This is a genomic window from Oscillospiraceae bacterium, assembly GCA_009780275.1.
Taxonomy (GTDB): domain Bacteria; phylum Bacillota; class Clostridia; order Oscillospirales; family UBA929; genus WRAI01.
Window position 1 is genome coordinate 31,785 of the sequence record WRAI01000016.1, and the last position, 22,638, is coordinate 54,422.

Annotated in this window: 21 protein-coding genes; 16 read left to right on the forward strand and 5 right to left on the reverse strand. The window is 50.5% G+C overall.

Features of this window, described 5'->3' with window-relative positions:
* Positions 1-2: 2 nt before the first annotated feature.
* The 9 genes from FWE06_06015 to FWE06_06055 all read left to right on the forward strand — a co-directional run bounded on the left by FWE06_06015 (position 3) and on the right by FWE06_06055 (position 9,924).
* A complete protein-coding gene (locus FWE06_06015) occupies positions 3-452 on the forward strand; it encodes an arginine repressor (protein MCL2546734.1) in 450 nt (149 codons plus the stop codon).
* Between the two features lie 86 nt (positions 453-538).
* On the forward strand, positions 539-850 hold the full coding sequence (locus FWE06_06020; GenBank protein ID MCL2546735.1) for a hypothetical protein: 312 nt from the start codon (positions 539-541) through the stop codon (positions 848-850).
* Between the two features lie 56 nt (positions 851-906).
* Entirely contained in the window at positions 907-2,589 is a 1,683-nt protein-coding gene (gene recN / locus FWE06_06025) for a DNA repair protein RecN (protein ID MCL2546736.1), read from the forward strand.
* A 392-nt stretch (positions 2,590-2,981) separates the two neighbouring features.
* Complete coding sequence (locus FWE06_06030) at positions 2,982-3,242, forward strand: hypothetical protein (GenBank protein ID MCL2546737.1); 261 nt, start codon at positions 2,982-2,984, stop codon at positions 3,240-3,242.
* 90 nt (positions 3,243-3,332) lie between these two features.
* Positions 3,333-4,574: a tyrosine--tRNA ligase gene (tyrS, locus tag FWE06_06035; protein MCL2546738.1), complete on the forward strand. Its 1,242-nt coding sequence runs from the start codon at positions 3,333-3,335 to the stop codon at positions 4,572-4,574.
* Positions 4,575-4,817: 243 nt separating this feature from the next.
* Positions 4,818-6,047, forward strand: a complete 1,230-nt coding sequence (locus FWE06_06040; GenBank protein MCL2546739.1) for a serine hydroxymethyltransferase — start codon at positions 4,818-4,820, stop codon at positions 6,045-6,047.
* Positions 6,048-6,170: 123 nt separating this feature from the next.
* Positions 6,171-6,359, forward strand: coding sequence for a hypothetical protein (locus tag FWE06_06045; protein MCL2546740.1), 189 nt, complete (start codon positions 6,171-6,173; stop codon positions 6,357-6,359).
* Complete coding sequence (locus FWE06_06050; protein MCL2546741.1) at positions 6,346-7,647, forward strand: replication-associated recombination protein A; 1,302 nt, start codon at positions 6,346-6,348, stop codon at positions 7,645-7,647. The genes FWE06_06045 and FWE06_06050 overlap by 14 nt, the downstream gene beginning before the upstream one ends.
* Positions 7,648-7,719: 72 nt before the next feature.
* Positions 7,720-9,924, forward strand: coding sequence for an ABC transporter ATP-binding protein/permease (locus FWE06_06055; GenBank protein MCL2546742.1), 2,205 nt, complete (start codon positions 7,720-7,722; stop codon positions 9,922-9,924).
* Between the two features lie 131 nt (positions 9,925-10,055).
* Here the strand turns inward: FWE06_06055 and FWE06_06060 are convergent, their stop codons facing one another.
* On the reverse strand, positions 10,056-10,874 hold the full coding sequence (locus FWE06_06060; GenBank protein ID MCL2546743.1) for a hypothetical protein: 819 nt from the start codon (positions 10,872-10,874) through the stop codon (positions 10,056-10,058).
* A 122-nt stretch (positions 10,875-10,996) separates the two neighbouring features.
* Complete coding sequence (gene coaW / locus FWE06_06065; protein MCL2546744.1) at positions 10,997-11,818, reverse strand: type II pantothenate kinase; 822 nt, start codon at positions 11,816-11,818, stop codon at positions 10,997-10,999.
* A 120-nt stretch (positions 11,819-11,938) separates the two neighbouring features.
* Here coaW and FWE06_06070 point away from each other — a divergent pair, with 120 nt between their 5' ends.
* From FWE06_06070 to FWE06_06100, 7 genes are all read left to right on the forward strand, one after another.
* A complete protein-coding gene (locus tag FWE06_06070) occupies positions 11,939-12,220 on the forward strand; it encodes a hypothetical protein (protein ID MCL2546745.1) in 282 nt (93 codons plus the stop codon).
* Between the two features lie 97 nt (positions 12,221-12,317).
* Complete coding sequence (locus FWE06_06075; protein ID MCL2546746.1) at positions 12,318-14,189, forward strand: hypothetical protein; 1,872 nt, start codon at positions 12,318-12,320, stop codon at positions 14,187-14,189.
* Positions 14,182-15,168, forward strand: a complete 987-nt coding sequence (locus FWE06_06080) for a hypothetical protein (protein MCL2546747.1) — start codon at positions 14,182-14,184, stop codon at positions 15,166-15,168. The genes FWE06_06075 and FWE06_06080 overlap by 8 nt, the downstream gene beginning before the upstream one ends.
* A gap of 56 nt (positions 15,169-15,224) precedes the next feature.
* Entirely contained in the window at positions 15,225-16,163 is a 939-nt protein-coding gene (locus FWE06_06085) for a MoxR family ATPase (protein ID MCL2546748.1), read from the forward strand.
* The gene (locus FWE06_06090) at positions 16,135-17,376 is read left to right on the forward strand and encodes a DUF58 domain-containing protein (protein MCL2546749.1); all 1,242 of its coding nucleotides are present in this window, start codon (positions 16,135-16,137) and stop codon (positions 17,374-17,376) included. Before FWE06_06085 ends, FWE06_06090 begins: the two co-directional genes overlap by 29 nt.
* Positions 17,373-19,763: a DUF3488 and transglutaminase-like domain-containing protein gene (locus FWE06_06095; GenBank protein MCL2546750.1), complete on the forward strand. Its 2,391-nt coding sequence runs from the start codon at positions 17,373-17,375 to the stop codon at positions 19,761-19,763. The genes FWE06_06090 and FWE06_06095 overlap by 4 nt, the downstream gene beginning before the upstream one ends.
* Positions 19,764-19,839: 76 nt before the next feature.
* Positions 19,840-20,424, forward strand: a complete 585-nt coding sequence (locus tag FWE06_06100) for a hypothetical protein (protein ID MCL2546751.1) — start codon at positions 19,840-19,842, stop codon at positions 20,422-20,424.
* A 20-nt stretch (positions 20,425-20,444) separates the two neighbouring features.
* Here the strand turns inward: FWE06_06100 and FWE06_06105 are convergent, their stop codons facing one another.
* The 3 genes from FWE06_06105 to FWE06_06115 form a co-directional block, all read right to left on the reverse strand.
* Entirely contained in the window at positions 20,445-21,125 is a 681-nt protein-coding gene (locus tag FWE06_06105; GenBank protein ID MCL2546752.1) for a 3'-5' exonuclease, read from the reverse strand.
* A gap of 91 nt (positions 21,126-21,216) precedes the next feature.
* Positions 21,217-21,768 (reverse strand): hypothetical protein, encoded by a 552-nt coding sequence (locus tag FWE06_06110; GenBank protein ID MCL2546753.1) that lies wholly within the window; start codon positions 21,766-21,768, stop codon positions 21,217-21,219.
* 17 nt (positions 21,769-21,785) lie between these two features.
* On the reverse strand, positions 21,786-22,638 hold an 853-nt coding region (locus tag FWE06_06115), incomplete at its 5' end, for a hypothetical protein (GenBank protein ID MCL2546754.1).

Consider the following 22,638-nt stretch of genomic DNA (forward strand, 5'->3'; position numbering starts at 1 on the left):
ATATGAAACATGCACGGCACAAAATGATACTAGACCTCATTGTCAACGAGGTCATCGCTACGCAAGAGCAATTGACGCAACGTCTGCTTGAAATGCGTTGCCCGACCACGCAAGCCACGGTGTCGCGGGATATTCGGGAGTTAGGGCTACACAAGACGCTCGACGCTGCAAGCGGGCTGTACCGTTATGCCGCGCCATCTGACCCGATTGGCGCGTCGTCGCGACTGAACGCCATTTTCCGCGAAGCAGTGTTGGCGTGTGAACACGCGCAAAATCTTGTTGTTGTCAAAACTATGCCGGGACTGGCGAGTGCGGCGGGTGCGGCGATTGATGCGCTGCATCATGACGACATCGTTGGTACGATTTCAGGCGATGATACGGTATTTGTCGCCATGCGGAATGTTGCCGCGGCGAAGAAGTTTGCGCTGGACATTGGGAATTTGATTGCATAGTGGATTTATTTCAAGTGAGCGGAAATTTATATTTTATGCTATGGTAGACGGCAAGGCACACATCAAACATAAGGCAGGAAATGAGTATGCGTAATTGGCAATTTCAACTTCTTATGTGTATCATTGCCATTTTGGTAATAGTTGTTGCACCACTTGTATTCATCTATGGCAGGATGGTCAATAGCTCGTTAGTGTGGCTGATTCCTATTGTACTTGTGGCTGGATTTTGGGTGTTTATTATTAAAGTGAGCAAAATGTCAGGCGAATTTCTGACAATGAAAGACATCAAGGCAATGAAGATGGGCGAATGTAGTAGTTGTAAGCATGAAGATACGACCGGCTGTCCATTTTATGGACGACCAAAAATAGAAGCAGGTTGTGATTACTGGAATAAGTAAATACTATACCTAATAAGCATTTTCCCAGACATATCTTTCCACATACGAGGTCTATTATGTTGAGCAATTTACATATCGAGAATATGGCGATTTTCACGGCGGTGGACGTGTTTTTTGGCGATGGATTGAACGTGCTGACGGGCGAAACGGGTGCCGGTAAATCTATCATTTTGGACGCGCTAGGGTTGGCGTTGGGCGCGCGGGCGCAAAAAGAATTGGTGCGCTCAGGGCAAAACAAGGCACTTGTGACGGCTCTTTTTCAAGCCTTGCCCGATAGCGTGAATGTATGGATGAGCGAAAACGGCATGGATGGGTGTCCCGATGGTGAATTGTTACTTAGCCGTGAGTTGTCGGCAGACGGCAAGACAGTTTGCCGCGTCAATGGCAAAGTACAAACGGTCGCTATGCTAAAAGCCTTGGGTCAGTTAATTTTGAGTGTTCACGGGCAGCATGACACTTACCAATTATTTCGCCCTGAAAGTCATATGCGCTATGTAGACAGCTTCTTGGGCAACCGCACCGAACGCACGGCATACGGCGAGGCGTATCAGGCATGGCATGCGTTGTGCCGTGAGCGCGATGCCTTGCGGTTGAGTGAAGACGATAAGCGGGCGCGGATAGATTTATTGCGTTTTCATTTAGACGATTTAGAGCGTTTGGCGTTGCAGGACGGCGAATATGAGGAATTACAGGCGCGGCGCAAAATTTTACGTTCGGCCAGTAAGTTATCGGCGGTGGCGGCGGCGGTGCGTGAGTTGTTGAAAGGTGACGATGAGCTTGATGGCGCGATTGCGCAGCTGGAACAGGCTGCCGATACCATGCAGTCGACATCTTCGATGGGCGAGGCGTGGACGGCGGCGGCGGAACGATTGCAAGCCCTGTGTGCTGAGGTGAGCGACGCGGGTGAAGTCGCGTTGGATTTATTCGATGGCGTGGAGTTTTCCGAAGAAGAGCTGGAAGCCATCGAAATGCGGTTGGACATTATCGCGCGTGCCGAGCAGCGGCATGGTGTAATGGCGGCGGAACTCGTTGTACGGCGAGAGACATTGCAAGCCGAGCTGGATAAGCTGGACTATGCCGATATGCGCTTGGCTGAACTTGGGCGTGCCATTGCGGCGGCGGAAGGTGTTTTAGAGCAAGCGGCAAACGCGCTTACAGCCTCACGGCGCAGGGCGGCGGATGCATTAAAAGAGGCAGTCGAAGGCCAGTTGCAAGATTTGGACATGGCGCGTGTTTCATTTATAGCACAGATGATTGACACGGGAAACTATCAGCCTGACGGGCGTGAAACGGCATGCTTTATGATTGCTACCAACCCCGGCGAGCCTGAAAAGCCAATGGATAAAATTGCCTCGGGCGGCGAGCTGGCACGGATTATGCTGGCGTTGCAGAATGTGTTGAGCGACAGCATTTCGACATTGGTGTTTGATGAAGTAGATGCCGGTGTCAGCGGACGGGCAGCGCAGCGCGTTGCCGAGAAGATGAGCAACATCGGGCGGCAGAAACAGGTGTTGTGTGTCACGCATTTGCCGCAGGTTGCCGCATTTGCCGACACGCATTTACACGTTGTCAAGCGTATTGTCGACGGGCGTGCCGACACGCAGGTGGTGGCGTTAGATGAAGCCGGGCGCGTTGCTGAAATCGGCGGGTTGTTGGGTGCCGGCACAACGGGCGACATGGCGTTGGAGAATGCCAAAGCTCTTATAGAGAGTGCGAAAAAATATAAAATCGGGGATTGACAACCGGGAAGAGCCAGCGCTGTGAGCCGGTAAAATTGGAGCGGGGTTGCGGAAACCGACCTTTTCGCAAAAGTCGCGATTTTTTTCGTTTGTGAGCGTAGCGAGGGCTTGACAGGAAAAGTTTTCTGTGATATACTGCCACCATCTTTTGAAAAAGAGGGCATTGCCATGACACGCAACAACGTTTTCGGGACGGGGAACTATTACTGCAAGGAGTAATGGTAATTTGTGTTGCGCGGCATAGTAGCTCGGAAGAGTGACGACACCACACAGATTACGGATCTGGGTGGTATTTTTGTTTGGGGAAATGTTAGTGTAGAAAATGTATATGAGGGTCACTTCACGGGCTACACGGACGACAATCCCATAAACAAGCAGGAGGCTATTTCACTATGAAAAAGTATGTTAAATACGGCGTTATCGCAACTTCACTCCTTGTTGTAGTCATTTCGTTGCATTCTCTGATTGCTGGCACATATATGCTGTTCCGAGTCGAGCAATCGCTAGTTGTGATGCTTTGGTCACTGCTTTGGGGTTGTGATTATTGGCGGAAACGTAATGATGGAAAATCCAATAGAATATATCCTTACATTTGGTTTGGCATGGCACTGCTGTGGCTTATGACCTTGTTGAGTGGCTTGGGATTGTATTAGGTGCGGAACACATGCAGCAGTGACATCCAGTTTACGCCCTACATAGCGCGCATAATATGAGCATTTTCTACACACCAAAGGAGAAAAACCATGACATTATTTGAAGAACTCAAAGCCCGCGAAATTATCGCACAAACATCGGGTGACGATGAGGTTGCCGAGCTGATTAACAACGGTAAGGCTGTATTCTATACAGGGTTTGACCCGTCTGCCGATAGCTTGACCGCAGGGCATTTTGTGCCGTTGACGTTGATGAAACGCCTGCAAAGTGCGGGCAACAAGCCTATTGTATTGACCGGCGGCGGCACGATGATGGTGGGCGATCCATCGGGGCGGACGGATATGCGCTCGATGTTAACCATTGATGATATTCGCGCCAATGCTAAGAGGTTTCAAGCGCAATTCGAGCGGTTTATGACGTTTGGAGACGGCAAAACTGACGCTATGGCGGTGGATAATTCCGATTGGCTGATGAAGTTAAATTATTTAGACTTCTTGCGCGACATCGGTGTGCACTTTTCGGTCAATCGCATGTTGGCTGCCGAATGCTACAAAAACCGCATGGCGCAAGGCTTGACGTTCCTCGAATTCAACTACATGATTATGCAAGCGTACGACTTTTACCATCTCAATGAGCAGTTTGGATGCAACTTGCAGCTTGGCGGCGACGATCAATGGTCAAATATATTGGCGGGTGCCGACTTGGTGCGGCGCAAATCGGGCAAACAGGCGCATGCGTTGACCATTGCATTGCTTTTGACGCATGACGGGCAGAAGATGGGAAAAACGCAAAAAGGCGCGTTGTGGCTGGACAAAAGCAAAACATCGCCATATGAATTTTTCCAATTTTTCCGCAATGTGCATGACGATGATGCCTTGCGCTATCTGAAACGCCTGACCTTCGTGACGATGGACGAAATTCGTGAATACGAGGGGCTGACAGGCAGTGCTGTCAATGAAATCAAGGAGCGGTTGGCGTTTGAAATGACGGCGATGGTGCATGGCGGGGAAGAGGCCAACAAGGCAAAAGAAACGGCACGTGGGCTATTTTCAGGCGGCGCAGCGGAAACCATGCCGTCAACGGAAATCACGGCGGCGCAATTGATGGACGACGCGCTGACCGTCATTGACGCGCTGGTGCTGTGTGGCATTGCCAAGTCTAAAGGTGAAGCACGGCGACTAATAGAACAAGGCGGCGTGACAGTGGATGAGCAGAAAGTGGCCGATATTGCGCAGACGATAGCGCGGGAAGTATTGCAAAACGGCGTGGTGTTGCGTAAAGGTAAAAAAGTTTACCACAAAATTACGTTGAGAGGCCCAATAAACCTTTGACATGCGGCGAATTCTGTGATACTATCAAGGTTGTGCAAATCAAACAAGGAGATACGCTTATGACAATTAAAATGCAATTGATGATTGAATTCGTGACGGCGTATCGAGGGTGATACTCCCTGTGATTTATGGATTTTGTCGTCTGTTGACGGCACGGCGCGCTGAAGATATCGCACCCTACATCGCAAAAAGCAATAAAACATAAATACTAAGGAGAATATCACTATGCTAATTCAACAAGAAATTGATTATATCAAGGCCAAAGACCCTGCGGTGGCGGACGCCATTACTGCCGAGCTGCAACGCCAGCGCAGTCACGTTGAGCTGATTGCCAGCGAGAATTTTGTCAGTGAAACGGTGCTTCACGCCGTCGGTTCGGTATTGACCAACAAGTACGCCGAGGGCTACCCCGGCAAACGTTATTATGGTGGTTGTCATTGTGTTGACGTGATGGAAGACATTGCGCGTGATCGTGCTAAAGAGCTGTTCGGCGCGGGACATGCCAACGTGCAATCGCACAGCGGTGCATCGGCCAATGCGGCGGTGCATTTCGCACTTGTCAAGCCGGGCGATACCGTGCTGGGTATGGATTTAGCCCATGGCGGACATCTGTCGCACGGTATGAAACTGAATCTCAGCGGCAAGCATTACAATGCAGTGTTCTACGGCGTTCGTGAGGACAGCTGCTTGATCGACTACGATGAAGTGCGCACCATTGCCAAGCGCGAACAACCTAAAATGATTATCGCCGGTGCGTCGGCGTACCCGCGGATCATTGACTTCAAAGCCTTTGCCGACATTGCTAAGGAGCTGGACATTCCGCTCTTTGTCGATATGGCACATATTGCCGGCTTGGTTGCGGCAGGCTTGCATCCGTCACCCATTCCACATGCGCGAGTGACGACGACGACGACACACAAGACATTGCGCGGACCGCGTGGTGGTATGATTTTGTGCAATGAAGAGGACGGCCCGCTGTTTGATAAAGCCGTCTTTCCCGGACAACAAGGCGGCCCGTTGATGCATGTTATCGCAGGCAAAGCCGTGGCGTTTGGCGAAGCATTGCAGCCCGATTTTAAGGTGTACCAGCAGCGTATTTTAGACAACGCGCAAGCATTGTCTAAAGCATTGTTGGCTAAGGGCTTTGATCTTGTTTCCGGCGGCACCGACAATCATTTGATGCTGGTAGACTTGCGGCCGTTCAAAATCACAGGTCGTGAGATGGAAAAACGTATGGATGCTGTGCATATTACAGCGAATAAGAACGCCATTCCATTTGACCCCGAAAAGCCGTTTGTGGCAAGCGGTGTACGGCTGGGTACGCCTGCCGTTACAGCACGTGGATTTACTACGGCGGACATGGAAACGGTTGCCGATTGCATCTATATGACGGCAACTGATTTTGAAAACAAAAAGGCAGAGATTGTAGCGACAATTGACGAGCTTTGTGGGCGGTATCCGTTATACGCATAGGGATTGGCAATAAATTTGTAGGGGACGCACACCCGAGGCCCTACATCGTATAAGTTGATTTTGTTTCAACGTGCACGGGACGTTCGGGTGTGCGTCCCCTGCAACGTATGATGGGAGGTTTATATGGCAGATTACAAAGCAAGGTACCATCACCTCGCAGGGCGTATGGAAACAGTCATTGAGCTGTTGGAAACAACGACAAACTCGTTGCACTCAATTTCTAAGGAATTGGTAGAGTTAACAGAAAAAGCGAAACTCGCTCAACAAAAGACGGAAGAATTATTTATTAACAGCCAAGATGAGTCAAAATAATCACACGCCATTTGCTGATGAGATTCGCCCGATAGCCTTTGACGAGGTTGCCGGGCAATCTCACATTTTGGGAGAAAAGGGGCTGTTGCGCAAGTTGATAGCGCGGGGCAATACGGGAAACTTAATTTTCTACGGTCCGCCCGGCACAGGCAAGACGACAGTTGCCAACATCATTGCGGCGCAGACAAAGCGGACGCTGTATAAACTAAATGCCACAACGGCAGGGTTGAGCGACATCAAAGACATTGTATCGCAGCTTGATACCATGATGGCAATGGACGGTGTGTTGCTGTATTTGGATGAAATCCAATATTTTAACAAAAAGCAGCAGCAGTCACTGCTCGAACATATGGAAAATGGTAAAATTACGCTGATTGCTTCGACGACGGAGAATCCGTATTTTTATGTCTATCCCGCCATTTTATCGCGCTCGACGGTTTTTGAATTTAAGCCTGTTGAGCCCGGTGATGTACTGAAAGCATTGCCGCGTGTGTTTGCACGAGCGGGGAAACTGTATCATTGTCAAGTAGAATGTGGCGATGAAGTATGCGATATATTGGCACACGGCTGTGGCGGTGATATGCGCAAGGCGGCAAACGCTGTGGAATTGCTTGTTTCAACAGCCGATGTGCATGACGGCGTGGCGACACTGACACTTGATGCGGCGGAAGCTGTTGTGCAGAAATCGGCATTGCGCTACGACCGTGACGGTGACGCGCATTACGACATTATTTCGGCGTTACAGAAGTCGATTCGCGGTTCTGACCCTGACGCGGCGCTACATTATTTGGCGCGGTTGTTGTTGGGTGGCGATTTGGCGATTGCCGTGCGGCGGTTGCTCGTTACGGCACATGAGGATATTGGTTTGGCGTACCCGCAGGCGTGCGCGATTGTGAAAAGTTGCTGTGACAGTGCTGTGCAATTGGGCTTGCCTGAAGCCATGCACCCATTGGCGGTGGCCACTGTATTATTGGCGACGGCACCGAAATCAAACAGTGCGTCGGGTGCGTTGGGCACGGCAATGTCCGATATTGAGCAAGGGCGTGGCGGCGAAGTGCCGCAACATTTGCGGGATTCGCATTACGGCGGGGCGGCAAATCTGGGGCGTGGTGTGACGTATCAGTACCCGCACAATTTTCCCAACCATTATGTGAAACAGCAATATTTGCCTGACGCGCTGGATTGTGTGGCGTATTATAGCTATGGTGACAACAAAGTTGAGCAAGCGGCAAAAACGTATTGGGACAAAATCGTAGGGCGCGGCGACCTCGACGCGCCGCAGCAATAACTATACTGTATTGTTTGCTTTAGTGCGCACGGTGTGTCGAGGTCGCCGTGCCCTGCAATCTGGGAGATTTTCATGAGACTAAGATTTAAGTTGCCAGAGCGAGAATTCTCGCTGCTGGAAGATAACGACATACAATATTGTGCGCCGTTTGATATTGATATGGCGGGTAATTACATTGAGAACGGTTGGTTTGCCGCGACGCGTACGGCGTTGACGGTCTTCTTAGATGGCGAAATTGTTCGGCAATTCCACTATGCTGACATTGACGAAATTAAATCGGAAGCCGGTGTTGGGTGCGGGTTTTTGTACGTTGAGAAAGATGGCGAAAAGACAGTTATTTTGCGTTACGGCATGCGGCATATGTCACGGTTTTCCTTTGTTGCACGAGGCGTCCGTGTCTTTGTCAAGGGCGGCTCGCACTTGATTGAGAGCACCGAGGTGGAAAACCATTGTCCGTTGTGCGGACTCGCTCTGCGTGGCACACGCCATTGTCCGAAGTGCGATGGGCGTAGTCGTTCAATACAACGGCTTTTGGAAGTCTGCAAACCGCATTGGAAACGGGTGGCGATGATTTCCTTGATGATGCTGGTAGGTGCCGGCATTATGATTTGGCAACAGGAATTTTTTAAGAACTTCATCGACGGTACGCTCGATCAATACCATGGTGATGGCGCAACACCGACAATGGTGCGCAGCTTGATTGTCTTTATCGCCGTCATCAGCTCGATTGCGTTCTTCAATATTTTCACAATGTACATGCGATTTCGCATGACAGTACGACTGGGTGCCGATATTACAGCCGATTTACGGCAGTCGTTGTACCATAAAATTCAGGAACTATCACTAGCGTTTATTGATAAGCGCAAGGCCGGTGAAATTATTGCGCGCGTGGGGCATGATACAGCGCATATTCAGCGATTTATCAATGACAACGTGACCTTCCTGTTCTCCAACATCATCACAATGGCAGGCGCGATTACTGTCATGTTTATCCTCAACTGGGCCTTTACGCTGCTCCTGTTGGCGATGGTGCCGGTGATTATCGTTCTCAACCAAGTGTTTTGGAAGTTTATCATCCGCATTTTCCGTATGCAGCGGCGGCGTTACGATGACATCAGCACACGCCTGCAAGATGTCATCAGCGGCATTCGCGTGGTCAAGGCATATGGGCGTGAGGCATCGGAGGCCGAGCGGTTTAACGAATTGACAGGACGATTTGCCGATGTTTCCAGCCGCAACGAAAAGTTCTTCTTTACCTTTTATCCCTTGTTGACGTTGTTGTTGAGCCTGACAACTTGCATTGTCATTTATTTCGGTGGACGCTTGATCTTAGGCGGCACAATGACGGTGGGTGAGCTGGTGCAGTTTATGGCGTATGCCAATATGTTGTACGGTCCGCTGGGCTGGATGAGCTTTTTGCCGCGCGACATTATTACGCTAATGACTTGCATGGAGCGCATTGGTGACGTGTTGGATGAAGAGCCAGATCAAGTTGACGCAGAAGATGCTGTCGACAAGCGCATGAAAGGGCACGTTGTGCTCGAAAACGTCAGTTTTGGGTATAAGTCCTATGAGCCAGTGTTGGAAAACATCAATTTGGAAGTGCAGCCCGGTGAAATGATAGGCTTAGTTGGCCCCAGCGGTGCGGGAAAGTCGACGCTGATCAATGTCATTATGCGGTTGTACGACGTTGATGAGGGTAAAATTCTCATTGACGGCGTTGACATCCGCGACTACAAGCAAGAGAGTTATCACAATCAAATCGGCGTGGTATTGCAAGAGCCGTTCTTGTTTGCCGGCACAATTTACAACAACATCAAATTTTCCAAGCCTGACGCTACTGAAGAAGATGTTATCTTGGCAGCCAAAATGGCAAACGCACACGATTTTATTTGCAAAACGCCCGACGGCTACAACACGCGCGTCGGCGAACGCGGCTTTATGCTCAGCGGTGGTGAACGACAGCGGTTATCCATCGCCCGCGCGATTTTGAACGACCCGTCGATTTTAATCCTGGATGAAGCCACCAGCAGCCTTGACAGTGAGAGCGAATTTCAAATCCAAGAAGCCCTCAATCGTTTGATCAAGGGCAGGACAACATTCTCGATTGCACATAGGTTGTCAACATTGCGCAATGCCGACAGGATTATGGTCATTGACAAACATACCTGTATGGAGCTTGGTACGCATGATGAGTTGTTGCGCAAAAAAGGCATTTATTACAACTTGGTGATGGCGCAGTTGCAGACGCATAGGGTGCGGGGAGCGAGTGCGTAAAATGGTCGGGGCGGGTTTCCATGCCCGCCTGTTTTATTTGAATATGGTGATTGCCGCCCCTACATGGCATACCGCTTAATATAAACTGCTGTGTTTCGCGGTGATGTTGCAAATGCTTGTTTACTGTGAAGTTAGCCGCATTTATCCAGCAGACGCACAATCCTCAACAGCAAATCTTTCTTTTTTATGGCATGGTTATTCCACGTTTCGCTATATTGCCCAACTTTGGAATAGTATCTATTTGTTAGTATCGATATAGAATCGTCGAGATTAACAAGCCTGTCACAGAGTGAATGCAAAAACGGCACGGTAGATTGCGCCATGAACTCGCCAAAATATCTGTTATGTGCGGCGTCTTCAAGTCCGGCCATCCAAAAAACGAAGCTTTTGTCATCGGGCATGACTAAGTCAGAGAGTTTAACTGCATCGAACGGGCCGTGGTCCCACCAATAAATCATATATGCGCGTTCTTTTTCATCGTTGAGCGTCCGCTCTGCCTGTATTTTCGCGACAAGCGGGTCATTAGGACAGAAGCTGTATAAAACATTGCAAGCCGGGGAAATATGCGTGGCGCGGTCACCTCGCCGATTATCACACGTGAACTCGCCAGTGATAATTTCACGGCATAATTTAAGGGTTTTAGCGACCATCTCATCATCGACTGGAAGTGACAAGTCGTGTAATCGCCTGATTGTGGACCTGTCAGTTATTTTATGCTTTTTCCTTGCGGAAGGGCTTGTGTCCATTGGGTAAAAATCGCCCCACGAACCGTCCGGAAACTGCTCCTCCGCCATTTCTGTGTACAACGTGAACCTTTTCGTCCATTCATATGCGTCATATATGGTCTGCGCATCGGATTGTAATAATTCTTTTTCGATAATATACTCACAAAACGGAGATGGCTCATTATCCAGCAGGTAATTTATATAAGGGTTCACCATCTTATTCATATCCTGTTCTCCGTGCAAATAATATAAATATTCCGCCCACATGGCGCGAGTATGCGTGATGTAGCGAGTGTTTCTACCGTGACTCTTTGGGCAGTAAGTCCTTCGCCAATTACCATTGTCCCCTATTCAACCGCCGGCGATTTCGCCGCCCCAATCGCCGTGGCAAATTCGGCATTCTCAGGTATCACAAACCGCTCATCAAACAGCACTTCCAGTCTGTCGAAAATATTACGCCCCAGCGGAGAAACGGATAGATTGCCAATCAGCACAATGTTTTTAATCCCTACTGACCGCGCCGCGAACCGTGATGTCATGCCGATGGTTTCGATGACCATGTTGACGATGCCGGCGGCGGTGTCGTTCTTAGTTGCCATGTCTTCAATTTTACCGAAATTTGAAGCGGTAATATCAGGCGGCAAGCCTGTCGATTCGCCGATGCTGATATCGCCGATGCGCAGGTCGACTTTGTGGCAGTCGCCCTGCAAGGCCATTTCCATCACGGCATCAAAGCCGCGCACATGGAGTAGCTCGTAGCCCAAGCCCAGCAATGTGCCGCCACCGACGCCGGTGCCGCCCAAGTGCGTCCAATCGTCGCCCTCAGCCAGCACAAACGCCGTACCGGTGCCCATGCTGACAATGAGTGCCTTGTCCATGCCGCTCAGGGTCAAACCACCTTTGCCGATGGCTTGGAATTCATTGACGCGATAGGTCGACAGGTCATACAACGGCCCTTCCACATAGCTGTTTCCCGTACCCGTAATCATCACGCGCTCAATGTCGTGCAGAGATAGCTTATTTTCGCTCAATAGTTTACCAAATGCGCCGTAAACGCTGGTAAGAGCGTCATCAGCGCGCACGAGCAGGGGTTGGAGCATGGTGCCGTCGCGCATGCCGACGATTTTGGTCGTCGAGCCGCCGACGTCAATGCCGATGATGATAGACATGAAATCACTTCTTTCAAGGTTGATGCCTCATTATGACATAGAAATGCCATGATTGCAAGTATACTCCTGCCCAAAACCGGCAATAATCCCCTTGATTACCATCATCAGGGGGATTATTCTATGGTCAAAGGCATTGCAAAGCGCGTCGTTGTTGTACGCTTTTCCGATGTGCAGCTGTTCGAGCAGGCAATCTTGCTTATGCGTGACGGTTGCGAAAATGAGGGCGTGACTGAGGCGCAGATTTTAGAAGAGGCCAATGAGCTTGCCGCGCAAGTTCAGCGTGAGCAAGCGTATCAGCCTGTGCAAATCTCTCATCGGTCGCGGCTGAGTTGGGGCGCGCGGATTTTTTGTCTTGTGTGGGGTGCGGGGCTGGCAAGTTTAGTTTGGGTGCTTGTGCATTGACGGCTGGCGGGAATTAACGTATAATACCAAAAGAGTAGTCATTGATTCGGCTCCGTGGTGTGTATTACTTTTATACTATATTTTAGGAGTGATTGTCATGCGTAAACTTGTCGTTATTCTGCTCGCCGCTGTTATCCTCGCACCGATGGGGTTGGCAGCTGCGCAGCCGCGGTGGGAATGGCCGTTTGTTGATGACGTGCCGGAAGCGACAGACTTTCCCTTTATAGAGCAACTTAATTGGCCGGACACTGCGCTGATTGATGCGCCGATGGTGATAGGCAGCGCATGGAGCGAAAGCATGCTTGACGCTACGGCTGTGCGGTTGTATATTTCAATCGACGAGGACGGAAAACTCAGACTCAATTATGACGGATACGAAAGCGACTTACGGCGTGTGTTGACGCTCTGCCAACGACATGGCATTTTGCCGATTTTCGAGGTTTGGGAAGAGGACGTTGTCGATGCTTTGCTTGAATTCCTCGATGACATCAATATGCAAGATGGCGTTATACTGAGCGTGAGTGCAGACATTTTGCGCCGAATGCACACGCAACGCCCGCAAATGTCGCGGGCGTTGTGGGCTATGGCGTCAGACGAGCCAAATGCCATTGAAGTCGCGGCCGAGGCGCATCGCGCCGGAGCAAGTATTGTTGTGACGCACAATGTCATGCCGACGGACGCCGAGATGGAGGCCTACATACGTGCCCTGCAACGACGTATGCTGACGGTATGGGTTAGCTTGCCCGATGGTCATTTTGATGCGTGGCATCAGTCGATACTGCAAGCTCCCGACGGCTTGATGGGCGACCCAACGCTGTTGCGCAACGCCATAGAACAATATACCGGCACGCCTATCCTGCTCCGTTCGCCGCTGCTGATCGGTCACCGCGGCGCACCGATGTGGGCGCCGGAGAATACGCTCGAAGGTGCGATGCTGGCGATGGCGCAAGGTGCCGATGGTGTTGAAATGGATGCACTACATACTGCCGACCGTCACCTGGTCCTTATGCATGACGACACCGTTGATGCCACGACGGACGGGCGCGGACGCGTGCGTGACATGACACTGGAACAAATCCGCGAGTTGACGGCCAACGTCATGGACACCAACTACACCAGCTCCGATGTCGCGCAATGGTTGCCGGAAGATTTTCCCGATATTCGCGTGCCGACATTGCGGGAATACTTTGAATATTTTGACGAAAATCATCTCGACGGCATATTATTTATCGAAATCAAGTCGCAAGGGCAATTGTTTGACATTGACGCTGAATTGTTGCGTGACTTAGTCGAAGAGTTCAATTTCCAAGACCGCATTGTCTTCATTTCGTTTAATTTGAGCCAGCAGTCGCAGCGCATGAAAGAATTGCTGCCTGAAGTGCCGATGACCTACTTGACATCGCGTTCGGGCGGACGTTTCGGCACGCGCACCCAGGTGCAATTGACAACGTCAAACTTCGCGGCCCTCAACCGTAACGCCGGCGATTTTACGATGGAGGAAGTGCGCGACGCCCGCGCCCGCGGTGTGCTGACAGGCGGTTGGACGTATAATTCATCGCTGCTCGGCCAAGAGGCAACGTTCCCGACCTTTGCGGCCAACTATGTCACGGGCATGGCCGTTATGACAACGGCTGATGTGACGGTCGGCGCGGCCATTCCCGTGCATTTGACGCGGGATGGCGTTGCTACGGCGCGGGATGGTACGCAAACTGAAGTTGAGATTGAAATTCTAACGCTTGCAGATGGTGTAGAAGTAGCTAAAACGATCATCTCGTTGGGTGAATATGAATTCGCGCTGCTCAGTGAGCCATTCGAGCAAGAGGGAACGGGAGATGCCGGTTCATTGGTTATAGAGAGACGTATTAACGCACTCACGCTCCTTCTAAGCGGCGTAGTGGTTGTTGCGGCAGTGGTGATAATTACACTGATAATACGGCGCACTAAAAAAAGGAGAAATAACCATGCGTAAATTTTCCGTTATTCTGCTGGTCTTTGCTGTATTCGTGCCGGTGGCATTTGCCGCCGCACCGCCGACAGTTCATCAATTTGACGTGCCGGAGGCCACAAGCTTTCCCGCGATTGAGCACCTCAACTTCCCCGAAACAGTGGTGCAAGACCCGCCGCACATTATCGCGTCGGGGGCATGGGATGAGCGTATGACAGACGCAACAGCTGTCGTATTGACCATGTCACTGCGGCATTGGTGGGACGATGCATATAACGAGTTAGAGCGCGAATTGCGCCTGACGCTCGAATGGGACGGCGGTGAAAGCGAATTGCGGCGCATTTTAACTGTCGGCCAACAATACGGCATTTTGCCCATTTTTTCGGTCTATGATGAAGACACGCTGGATGCTCTATTCAACTTATTTGATGAACTTGATCTGCAAGATGGCGTTATCATGAGCGAATACTTTATTATTTTGCGCCGTGTGGCGGCAGAGCGTCCGAACATGGCACGTGCCTTTTGGGTGCGGCCGATGTTTTGGGATATCCCTCTCGATGAACAGTCGCCGCCGGGCGATTCAAACATACCTATGCGGCCGGAAAATCCGGCATATATTGTTGAAGACGCGCGCCTTAGCGAGGCAAACATTGTTGTCTTGCCCGCAGGGCCGCCCGGTAGCAGTCGCGTAGAGACAGAATACATACAGGCCCTGCAAGACAGCGGATTAGAGGTCTGGGTCGATGTGCCGCCCGATGTCGCTGAAACCGACTTGCATGGTATGGTCGCTCAGGCGCCCGATGGCTTGATCACACACGACCCGTCACAGCTGCGTCGTATGTATGAGCAATATGGACAACCTGCCGGAAGCAATGCGTCGGTGCGTCGTTTCGGCGCAGTCGACTACCTCATCGCGGCGATAACCATCGCGGCGGCAGTGACGTTAACAATGCGTATCATACGCCGACGTAAAAATAAGGTTGCGCCAAATAGCGATTCATGATAGAATGGTCGGAAAGTGAAAGTATGCCCCACACAAAAGACAGGAGAACCACCATCATGCACTACCAAGAACTGCACCACATCGTCGAAAACATGGAAAAGGCTATCTTCGGCAAGCGACAAACCATCGAATTTCTGCTCATGGCACTGCTGTGCCAAGGTCATGTTCTTATTGAGGATGTGCCTGGCGTAGGCAAAACTTCTATGGTCGCCGCATTGGCAAAAAGTGTAGACTGCTCATTCAAACGCATCCAATTTACACCCGACTTGATGCCCAGCGACATTACCGGATTTAGCATTTATAACCAAAAGACCGGTGATTTCGATTTTCGCATGGGGCAAGTATCTGCGTCTTTCGTGTTAGCCGATGAAATCAACCGTGCATCACCTAAAACGCAGTCGGCATTGCTCGAAGCCATGGAAGAAGCGCAAGTTACCGTTGATGGCGTGACACATAAGTTGCCCGAGCCATTTATGGTATTGGCGACGCAAAACCCCATCGAATATGTTGGGACGTATCCGCTGCCCGAAGCGCAAATCGATCGTTTCTTGATGTGTATATCCATGGGCTATCCCGAAAAAGCTGAGGAAGCCGCTATTCTGAAAAACTATCAGGGCACCAACCCGCTCAAAGCCCTGCAAGCTGTTGTCAACGGCGCTGCCATCACGGCGCTGCAAGCCAAAGTCAACGAAATTTTTGTCGACGATTTGGTGCACCAATACATCGTTGACTTGGCGACCTATACGCGCAACCACGCGGCGGCAGCACTGGGTGTCAGCCCGCGTGGCAGTTTGTCGTTGTGCCGCGCGGCACAGGCCTGCGCGTTGTACAACAACCGTAGCTATGTTCTGCCCGATGACATCAAGTTGCTCGCTGTGCCCGTGCTGGCGCATCGCGTCATTCTCAAGCAAGAGGCGCGCTTGGGCGACATCACGGCACAGGCGATTGTTGAAGAGGCTTTGACGCGTGTCGCCGCGCCCATCGCCAAATTATAAAGTCATGGCAAAGCACAAGGTTGGTATGTATCCGGTGGGAAAAAAACAGCAGCGCAGGCATGTGCGCGTGCAGCTTCCCTTTTTGATTCTTACCGTTTTCATGTTTATCATGGCATCGCATTACGGTGGTTTTGTGCCGTATGCGCTGTTGTATATGCTTGGCGCATTGGTGATTCTCGTGCCGTTCAATATCTATTTTTTGCGAAAATCATTGCGTCTGCAGCTGCGGCACGGGAGCAGCCGCTATGTCAGTGGCGCGGCAACCAATCTGAATATGGTAGTGCGAAACGGTTCGCGCTTGCCTGTGTCGCTGTTTACCTGTACGTTGCAGTCGGACTTGCAAGGGTTTGAGCAACAGATGTACTGCTCATTTGCCGTGCCGCCCAGAGCGACAAGTGTGCAGGCAACGCCCATCACCATGCAATATCGCGGCGTATATGAATTTACTGCCACATCGGGTTTATACCGTGATATGTGGGGCATTGCGCGCTTTCGTGACAAGAGGCTCAATCAAAGTACGAAAATCACGGTTTTTCCTAAACTGCACCAAGTCAAAGTCATGGGGCGCAGTCGCATTTTATCCGAGCATGAGGAGCGTGTATTAAAGCGCGGCTTCGAAGAAAGCGGGCTGTACAGCGATATCCGCGAGTACCAACCCGGAGACAGTCAATCGCGCATCCACTGGAAATTGAGTGCGGCGCGCGATAATTTAATGAGCAAGCACTACGAAACAAGCGACGATGACGAGCTGTTGCTCTGGCTTGATATGTTTCGTCCCAACAGCAAAAACAGCCTGCAAATGCAGGAAAAGATGATGGAACTTGTGGCCTCTGTGGTCGATTTCTGCCTGCGCAACGCCATTCCGCTGATGGTATGCTATCATTGCGACGGCGCGCTTGTCACAAAAGAGGCGCGAACCATCGGCGATTTCGAAATGATTTACGCTGCGTTGGCATCGGCACCTTTTGATGAGGCAGTGTCGTTGCGCGATTTTATCAAGCAGCAAATGCCGGTGCGTGAGACACTTGTTTTCACCACACAAGAAGATGCCGATTTCAATGTGGTGCTGGACAACCCCAATCGCCGCGTCGAAGCCTTTGTTGTCAGCAATGACAACGACAAGCCGCGGACGCACACGCCGAGCCATTCACTTAAAGTACACACCGTCGCGCCCGACGCCGATGTGCGCCGCACATTGGAGGTGGCTTCATGAGCAAAAAGAGTATGACTAACGAGCAAATCGCCATTGGTAAAATGCCGAAGGATAAAACCAATATATGGAAGCTTCGCGGCATTGATTTAGGCTTTGCCGCGATGATTACGTTCTGTCTTTTGCTGGCAATGAGTGCCTTTTTCGCCATTCCGATCGAGCCGCTTTTTATTGTTACGCGGTTAATTTTATTTGCGCCTGTCATTATACTGCTCCACATCCGCGTGTTCCGCTTGGTGGTGTGGGGCGTGGGCATATTGCTAGCCGTACTTGTCGGTGTTTCATTTGCACTTTCGCTGGATAACTTTTTTGTCAACTTTATCAGCGATTATGCGCAGTGGCTGTACGAATTCATCGCGGTACAAATCCGCTACGACCGCGCTTATATTGACTTTACATATGGCGCATTGTTGCTTGCGTTTTTTGTCGCGGCGTACGTCTGTATGCGCATTCATTTGTATATCCCAATTTTTGTTGCCGGTGCCATGCTCTTTTTGTCGCAGCCGGTTGACGAGTTTTCACTCCCGCTCTTTGTGTTGTTCCTATTGCTGCTCGTGGTTGTCATGGCATGGCAAGTCGTATCAAAACATAATCGAACAGGGTTAAGTACGTTGTTTGGTGGCATCATTCCGTTGTGCGTGATTGCGTTGCTGTTGAGCGTCGTTACGCCGAAGTCGCCTTCGCCGCTGCAAATTCCCGCCGTCAGTGACATTGTCGATGCGCTCAACTTAGACGTTCGTAACTGGGCGATGTTTCGCCCCACGTTTGGCGCAGGAAACTTGGGCGGCGGACAGTTGGGCGGTCCATTTCGTGGCAGTGATACCGTAATGGTCAGCGTGACCAATGGCTATCAGACATACTTGCGCGCGTATACATTCTTGCATTATGATGGCTCGCGCTGGCATTCCGTGGGAATCGATGATGATCGCACGGCACGTTCGTATACCGAGATTTTTGATCAAGTGCTGTTCGAAGACGGACGCACGCGGCAAATGACCATCGAATATCAAGCCTTGCAAACCAATCTGTTGCTGCGGCCGCAATTTATGGTGCGCTATTCGGGGCCGGCAGAAGTGACCGTATTTGAAGATCCGGCGCGCGATGTTATCTATGTCGATACCGTGCAGGGACAAGGCTTTGAATACACCGTTACAGCATTCTACCCGCGCATTGACAGAGAAGACTACTATGCCATCTTGCGTATGCCGCAGGGCGTTGCCCGCATTACAGATAACATGACATCAGAGGAGCGGACAATCGCCGAGGAAATTGCGGCAGCCGAACGTGAAGCCGTGCGGGAGGCAGGCACGCTGTTCTTTGCGCACGGTGAATTGCTGCAAAACCGGCTTGTGCCGCGCTGGACGCCGGCCGAGGCACGCGAACTGCCGGGCGCGTTGCATTATCGACAAGGGCATCGTGTTGCAGTGCTGGCGCGTGAGATTACCGCGCCATACAACAATCAGTTCGATCGCGCTATGGCATTGGAGCGATATCTGCGCGAGAATTTTGAATATTATACCGAAATGAGGCACCCGCCGCGCAACGTCGATTTCGTTGATCACTTCTTGTTTGAGGAACAAAGAGGGCATTGTCAATATTTTGCCTCAGCCTTCGTCGTTATGGCGCGAACGCTGGGTATGCCGGCACGGTATGTGCAGGGCTTTGTGTTGCGTCCCGTTGAGGACGGCGAAGAGGGTGAATATGAGGCCACTGGCTGGGATGCGCACGCGTGGGGAGAGGTGTTTTTTGAGGGCCTTGGGTGGGTAATTTTTGAACCGACACCCGGCTTTGCCGATGCTGCGCCGCCGCCAATCGCGCCGCCGTTGCCGCCGTCACCGCCGCCGGGCGAACAAACGCCAACCCCGACCCCACCTCCACCAACCCCGACGCCTCCGCCCGGATATACGCCGACGCCGCCAGACAGGCCGGACATCACGCCGCCGCCAAGACCCGGTGACCCCGATTACCCCGGTGACACCGGTGGCATTGAGATTCCGCCATGGGTTTGGATTGTGTCAGGCATAGTCACAGCAAAGGCGGCCATGCTGCTATTTAACAACCGTCGTTCAGCACGTAAGGCAAGAAGAATTGCAGATGGCGGCGCAGATGGCGTAAAACTGTTATGGAAAACGGTGTTAAAAATTATGCCGTTGTATGGTTTGGGCAAACATGATGATGAAACCGTCCGTGAATATGCCGCGCGGTTGAGCAGTGAATTGTCGTTGCCCGAATTGCGCTCGTATGCCGCGCAGCTGGATGCCTTGGTTTACGGAAATGTGCCGCCGCAAGACGCGCCGTATGGCGAATTTTACGATGCGTGGCGCGATTCGCTGCGTTGCTTGTCATGGTGGCGGTACGCAATTTTACGTTTTGGTGCAGGGGTGATTTAATCTAATGGTAGGGGCGAACACAATTCGCCCCCTATACTCATAGAATGATATTATAAATCATCATGTGAGGTGTCCCATGAATTCCATTATTTCTCCTGACGAGACCGCGCGACTGAACACTTTGTGGAGCAACGTGCGCCAGCGTATTGATACAGTCGAAACACCGGCTGATTTTTTAATCCCCGCTGAACCGATGCCGGTGCCTGTCGAGATGCCGCTTGAAGAACCTGTCGAAACGACTTGTTTCGAATCGGCAGGGGAGGGTTTGCACGAGCATCTATTCACAGCCATTGAGTGCGAGCAATCGCTGGTACATACCTATACCTGTATGGCATCGCGTCTGCCAAACCGTCGCGCTACGCGGTTATTTGCCATGCTCAAAACACGGCAGATAATGTTGACGCGGCGGCTGGTTTCGGCGTGCTATTTGCTGACGGGACAGCGCCTGCCGCCATCAAAAAAAATGCCCTGCAAACCGTCGGACGACTGGCTGCTCGATGTGCGGGCATTGTTTTTCCAAGAGACAAAAGCGACAACGCAGTATCAACAAGCGGGCCTTATAGGTGACGATACTTGTCTGCGCGAATTATTCGAATATGCTTATAATACCAAGCGCGAAACGGCCGACACTTTGCGGAAATTGCTCGAAGAAATATTGTAGGGACAAACACTGTTTGCCCATTAAACCTCATACAATTTCCCCCGTCCGGTATACCGTTGCGGCAAATAATTGACCGATGAGATTTGGGGCTTGGGAACGCCGTATTTCGCGTTATAGCCAAATAAATTGATATAGCGGTCAAGGTCGTCGGCTTCTGTGCTCATTTTGCAAAGCAACTCAAACGTTGCGCGCGCGTCATCGCTTGCGCGGTGTGTATTGGGTGTGGTTACGGCATAGGCGGCAATGGCATTGACAAGCTTGTGCGGGAATGGCTTGCGGTCTTTATAAACAGTCATTGCGTCAAGCATTTTGAAGTTCTTTAACAATGCCTCATCTTGAAATTTTTGCAGAAAGTAATACAAAAAGCATAGATCAAACTGGGCGTTATATGCTACCAATAACGAATCGGGATGGCCGAGCATCTCTGCTAGCGCCTCATATGCCTCGTCTCGTGAGACACCTTCCGATATAAGCATCGCTTCAGTGATGCCTGTTAAGTTTGTAATGACAGCAGGCAATGTTTTATCGGGCGGCAATGTGACGAGAAGATTAAACTCGTCTTCAATTTCAGGTGAACCTTGCTTGCTGACCACCCGCAGTGCGGCGATTTCAATAATTTCCGCTTGCCTGGGGTTGAGGCCCGTTGTCTCGACATCAAAGACGATGATATTTTCAAATTGATGAAACAGCGAATCCGGCATTATACTACGCCTCCATTTTTCGCCATTATACATCGCTGGTGCCGATAATGCAAGCATGAATGCATAAGGGGCTGCTGTGTGTCGCAAGTGTCTACTTTGTCACTCTCGCTTGTTTCTCTAATTCCAACAATCTCTTTACACTGTTGAGTGTAACGTCATCGGGATCGTATAATATAGGCCACATTGATGAAGGGCAAACCTTTTTGAACTTTTTGCCATATAACATCTGTGTACCGCCGCCTATGCAGGGCTTTGCGGCGTCCAGACAGGCATGAGTGCATTTGTATATATTATTCCATAATATCTCTTGCAGTCCCTCGGCAATAACGATATCTTCCCCATATTTTTCCCAAAAGATATGGGGACAATATAACTTTACTTCCCACGAATACTTGCCGCGAATATGCCCTGAATTAGCCCAGTTTTTATCTATCAAACTAATTTTGCAAATCGTTTTGCTTCTGCATTTTGCATCCCATGCGTTGTGAACGCCCGACCATCCGGGAGCCATTTGACTTTCTCTTAGCCATTTGACAAAATCCAATGCGGTTTGTTGCTTATCGTCGGCAACAACGAAAGGGATAATATCCTCAATTTTCGGCCTTGTTTCCCTTTGTACTTTCAAAGTAGTGATGTCTGACATTTTGTACCTCTCCACTATTATACATTTTCAATACAAGCCATAAAAGTACCGCGTATCAGCGTGCCATCTTTACCCACAAACGGAAAAATATCAGCCGCAAACAACCACGATGCGGGCTTGAATTTATCCGACTTCTCAATCGCTACAAACATACTGCCTTCATCGGGCATTCCGATGTCGCCGCAAGGTTTTACTGTTTTCCACCCCTTGGCGATGTACATTTCTGAAATATCAATCCAGTCCATATCCTCCGGCACAGGTGTTTCGGCTTTCATAAACCGTCCGATTGTATACCCCAGAAGCTCATTTCCTCCGAATAACATTTGATCGGGCCAATGCGTCATAGTTTCATGTGGTTGACTAAACCGCTCCCAGTGTTGAATTGCGGCATTGTTGGCTACATCAGAATCAAACTCTTTCATCGCGTCCAATGTTTCAAATACCCAATTGCATTGCTTCCTGAAATTGCTGTGTAATTCCGGAGAGCCTTTTTTATCAAATGCCCGCGTGTACACGGATTTTCCAATAAAACGATACGGCCCGCATTTTTCGATTTCAAAGCGGTCATATTCCTTTGGCTCGTTAGGTTTATCATCCACCACAACACGCATCAACTGCTCGTCAACCACATCAGATGTATCAAGCAAGCCCGCAATGTCGGGACTTGCGCTTGTCAGCGACGTTTCAATCTCTATCGCTTTGTCAAATAACATTTTTACGTCGGTTTCGTTGTGAAAATCGGCTTGGCGCATTTGTCGTATGAATTCCAATACGATTTCTTTCAGTTCATGTAACAGTGCTACTTCGCTGTCAATGTCATCTACTTTTCTGTCCAACACAGACAACACAGCTTCGGAATTTTTTGCCGAA

Excerpts from the sequence above, each read along its gene's own strand:
- FWE06_06020 (MCL2546735.1), top strand. The coding sequence starts at position 539 with ATGCGTAATTGGCAATTTCAACTTCTTATGTGTATCATTGCCATTTTG.
- FWE06_06070 (MCL2546745.1), top strand. The coding sequence starts at position 11,939 with ATGGTCAAAGGCATTGCAAAGCGCGTCGTTGTTGTACGCTTTTCCGAT.
- FWE06_06055 (MCL2546742.1), top strand. The coding sequence starts at position 7,720 with ATGAGACTAAGATTTAAGTTGCCAGAGCGAGAATTCTCGCTGCTGGAA.
- FWE06_06050 (MCL2546741.1), top strand. The coding sequence starts at position 6,346 with ATGAGTCAAAATAATCACACGCCATTTGCTGATGAGATTCGCCCGATA.
- FWE06_06080 (MCL2546747.1), top strand. The coding sequence starts at position 14,182 with ATGCGTAAATTTTCCGTTATTCTGCTGGTCTTTGCTGTATTCGTGCCG.
- FWE06_06095 (MCL2546750.1), top strand. The coding sequence starts at position 17,373 with ATGAGCAAAAAGAGTATGACTAACGAGCAAATCGCCATTGGTAAAATG.
- FWE06_06045 (MCL2546740.1), top strand. The coding sequence starts at position 6,171 with ATGGCAGATTACAAAGCAAGGTACCATCACCTCGCAGGGCGTATGGAA.
- FWE06_06030 (MCL2546737.1), top strand. The coding sequence starts at position 2,982 with ATGAAAAAGTATGTTAAATACGGCGTTATCGCAACTTCACTCCTTGTT.
- recN (MCL2546736.1), top strand. The coding sequence starts at position 907 with ATGTTGAGCAATTTACATATCGAGAATATGGCGATTTTCACGGCGGTG.
- FWE06_06110 (MCL2546753.1), bottom strand. The coding sequence starts at position 21,768 with ATGTCAGACATCACTACTTTGAAAGTACAAAGGGAAACAAGGCCGAAA.
- FWE06_06105 (MCL2546752.1), bottom strand. The coding sequence starts at position 21,125 with ATGCCGGATTCGCTGTTTCATCAATTTGAAAATATCATCGTCTTTGAT.
- coaW (MCL2546744.1), bottom strand. The coding sequence starts at position 11,818 with ATGTCTATCATCATCGGCATTGACGTCGGCGGCTCGACGACCAAAATC.
- FWE06_06085 (MCL2546748.1), top strand. The coding sequence starts at position 15,225 with ATGCACTACCAAGAACTGCACCACATCGTCGAAAACATGGAAAAGGCT.
- FWE06_06075 (MCL2546746.1), top strand. The coding sequence starts at position 12,318 with ATGCGTAAACTTGTCGTTATTCTGCTCGCCGCTGTTATCCTCGCACCG.
- FWE06_06060 (MCL2546743.1), bottom strand. The coding sequence starts at position 10,874 with ATGAATAAGATGGTGAACCCTTATATAAATTACCTGCTGGATAATGAG.
- FWE06_06100 (MCL2546751.1), top strand. The coding sequence starts at position 19,840 with ATGAATTCCATTATTTCTCCTGACGAGACCGCGCGACTGAACACTTTG.
- FWE06_06015 (MCL2546734.1), top strand. The coding sequence starts at position 3 with ATGAAACATGCACGGCACAAAATGATACTAGACCTCATTGTCAACGAG.
- tyrS (MCL2546738.1), top strand. The coding sequence starts at position 3,333 with ATGACATTATTTGAAGAACTCAAAGCCCGCGAAATTATCGCACAAACA.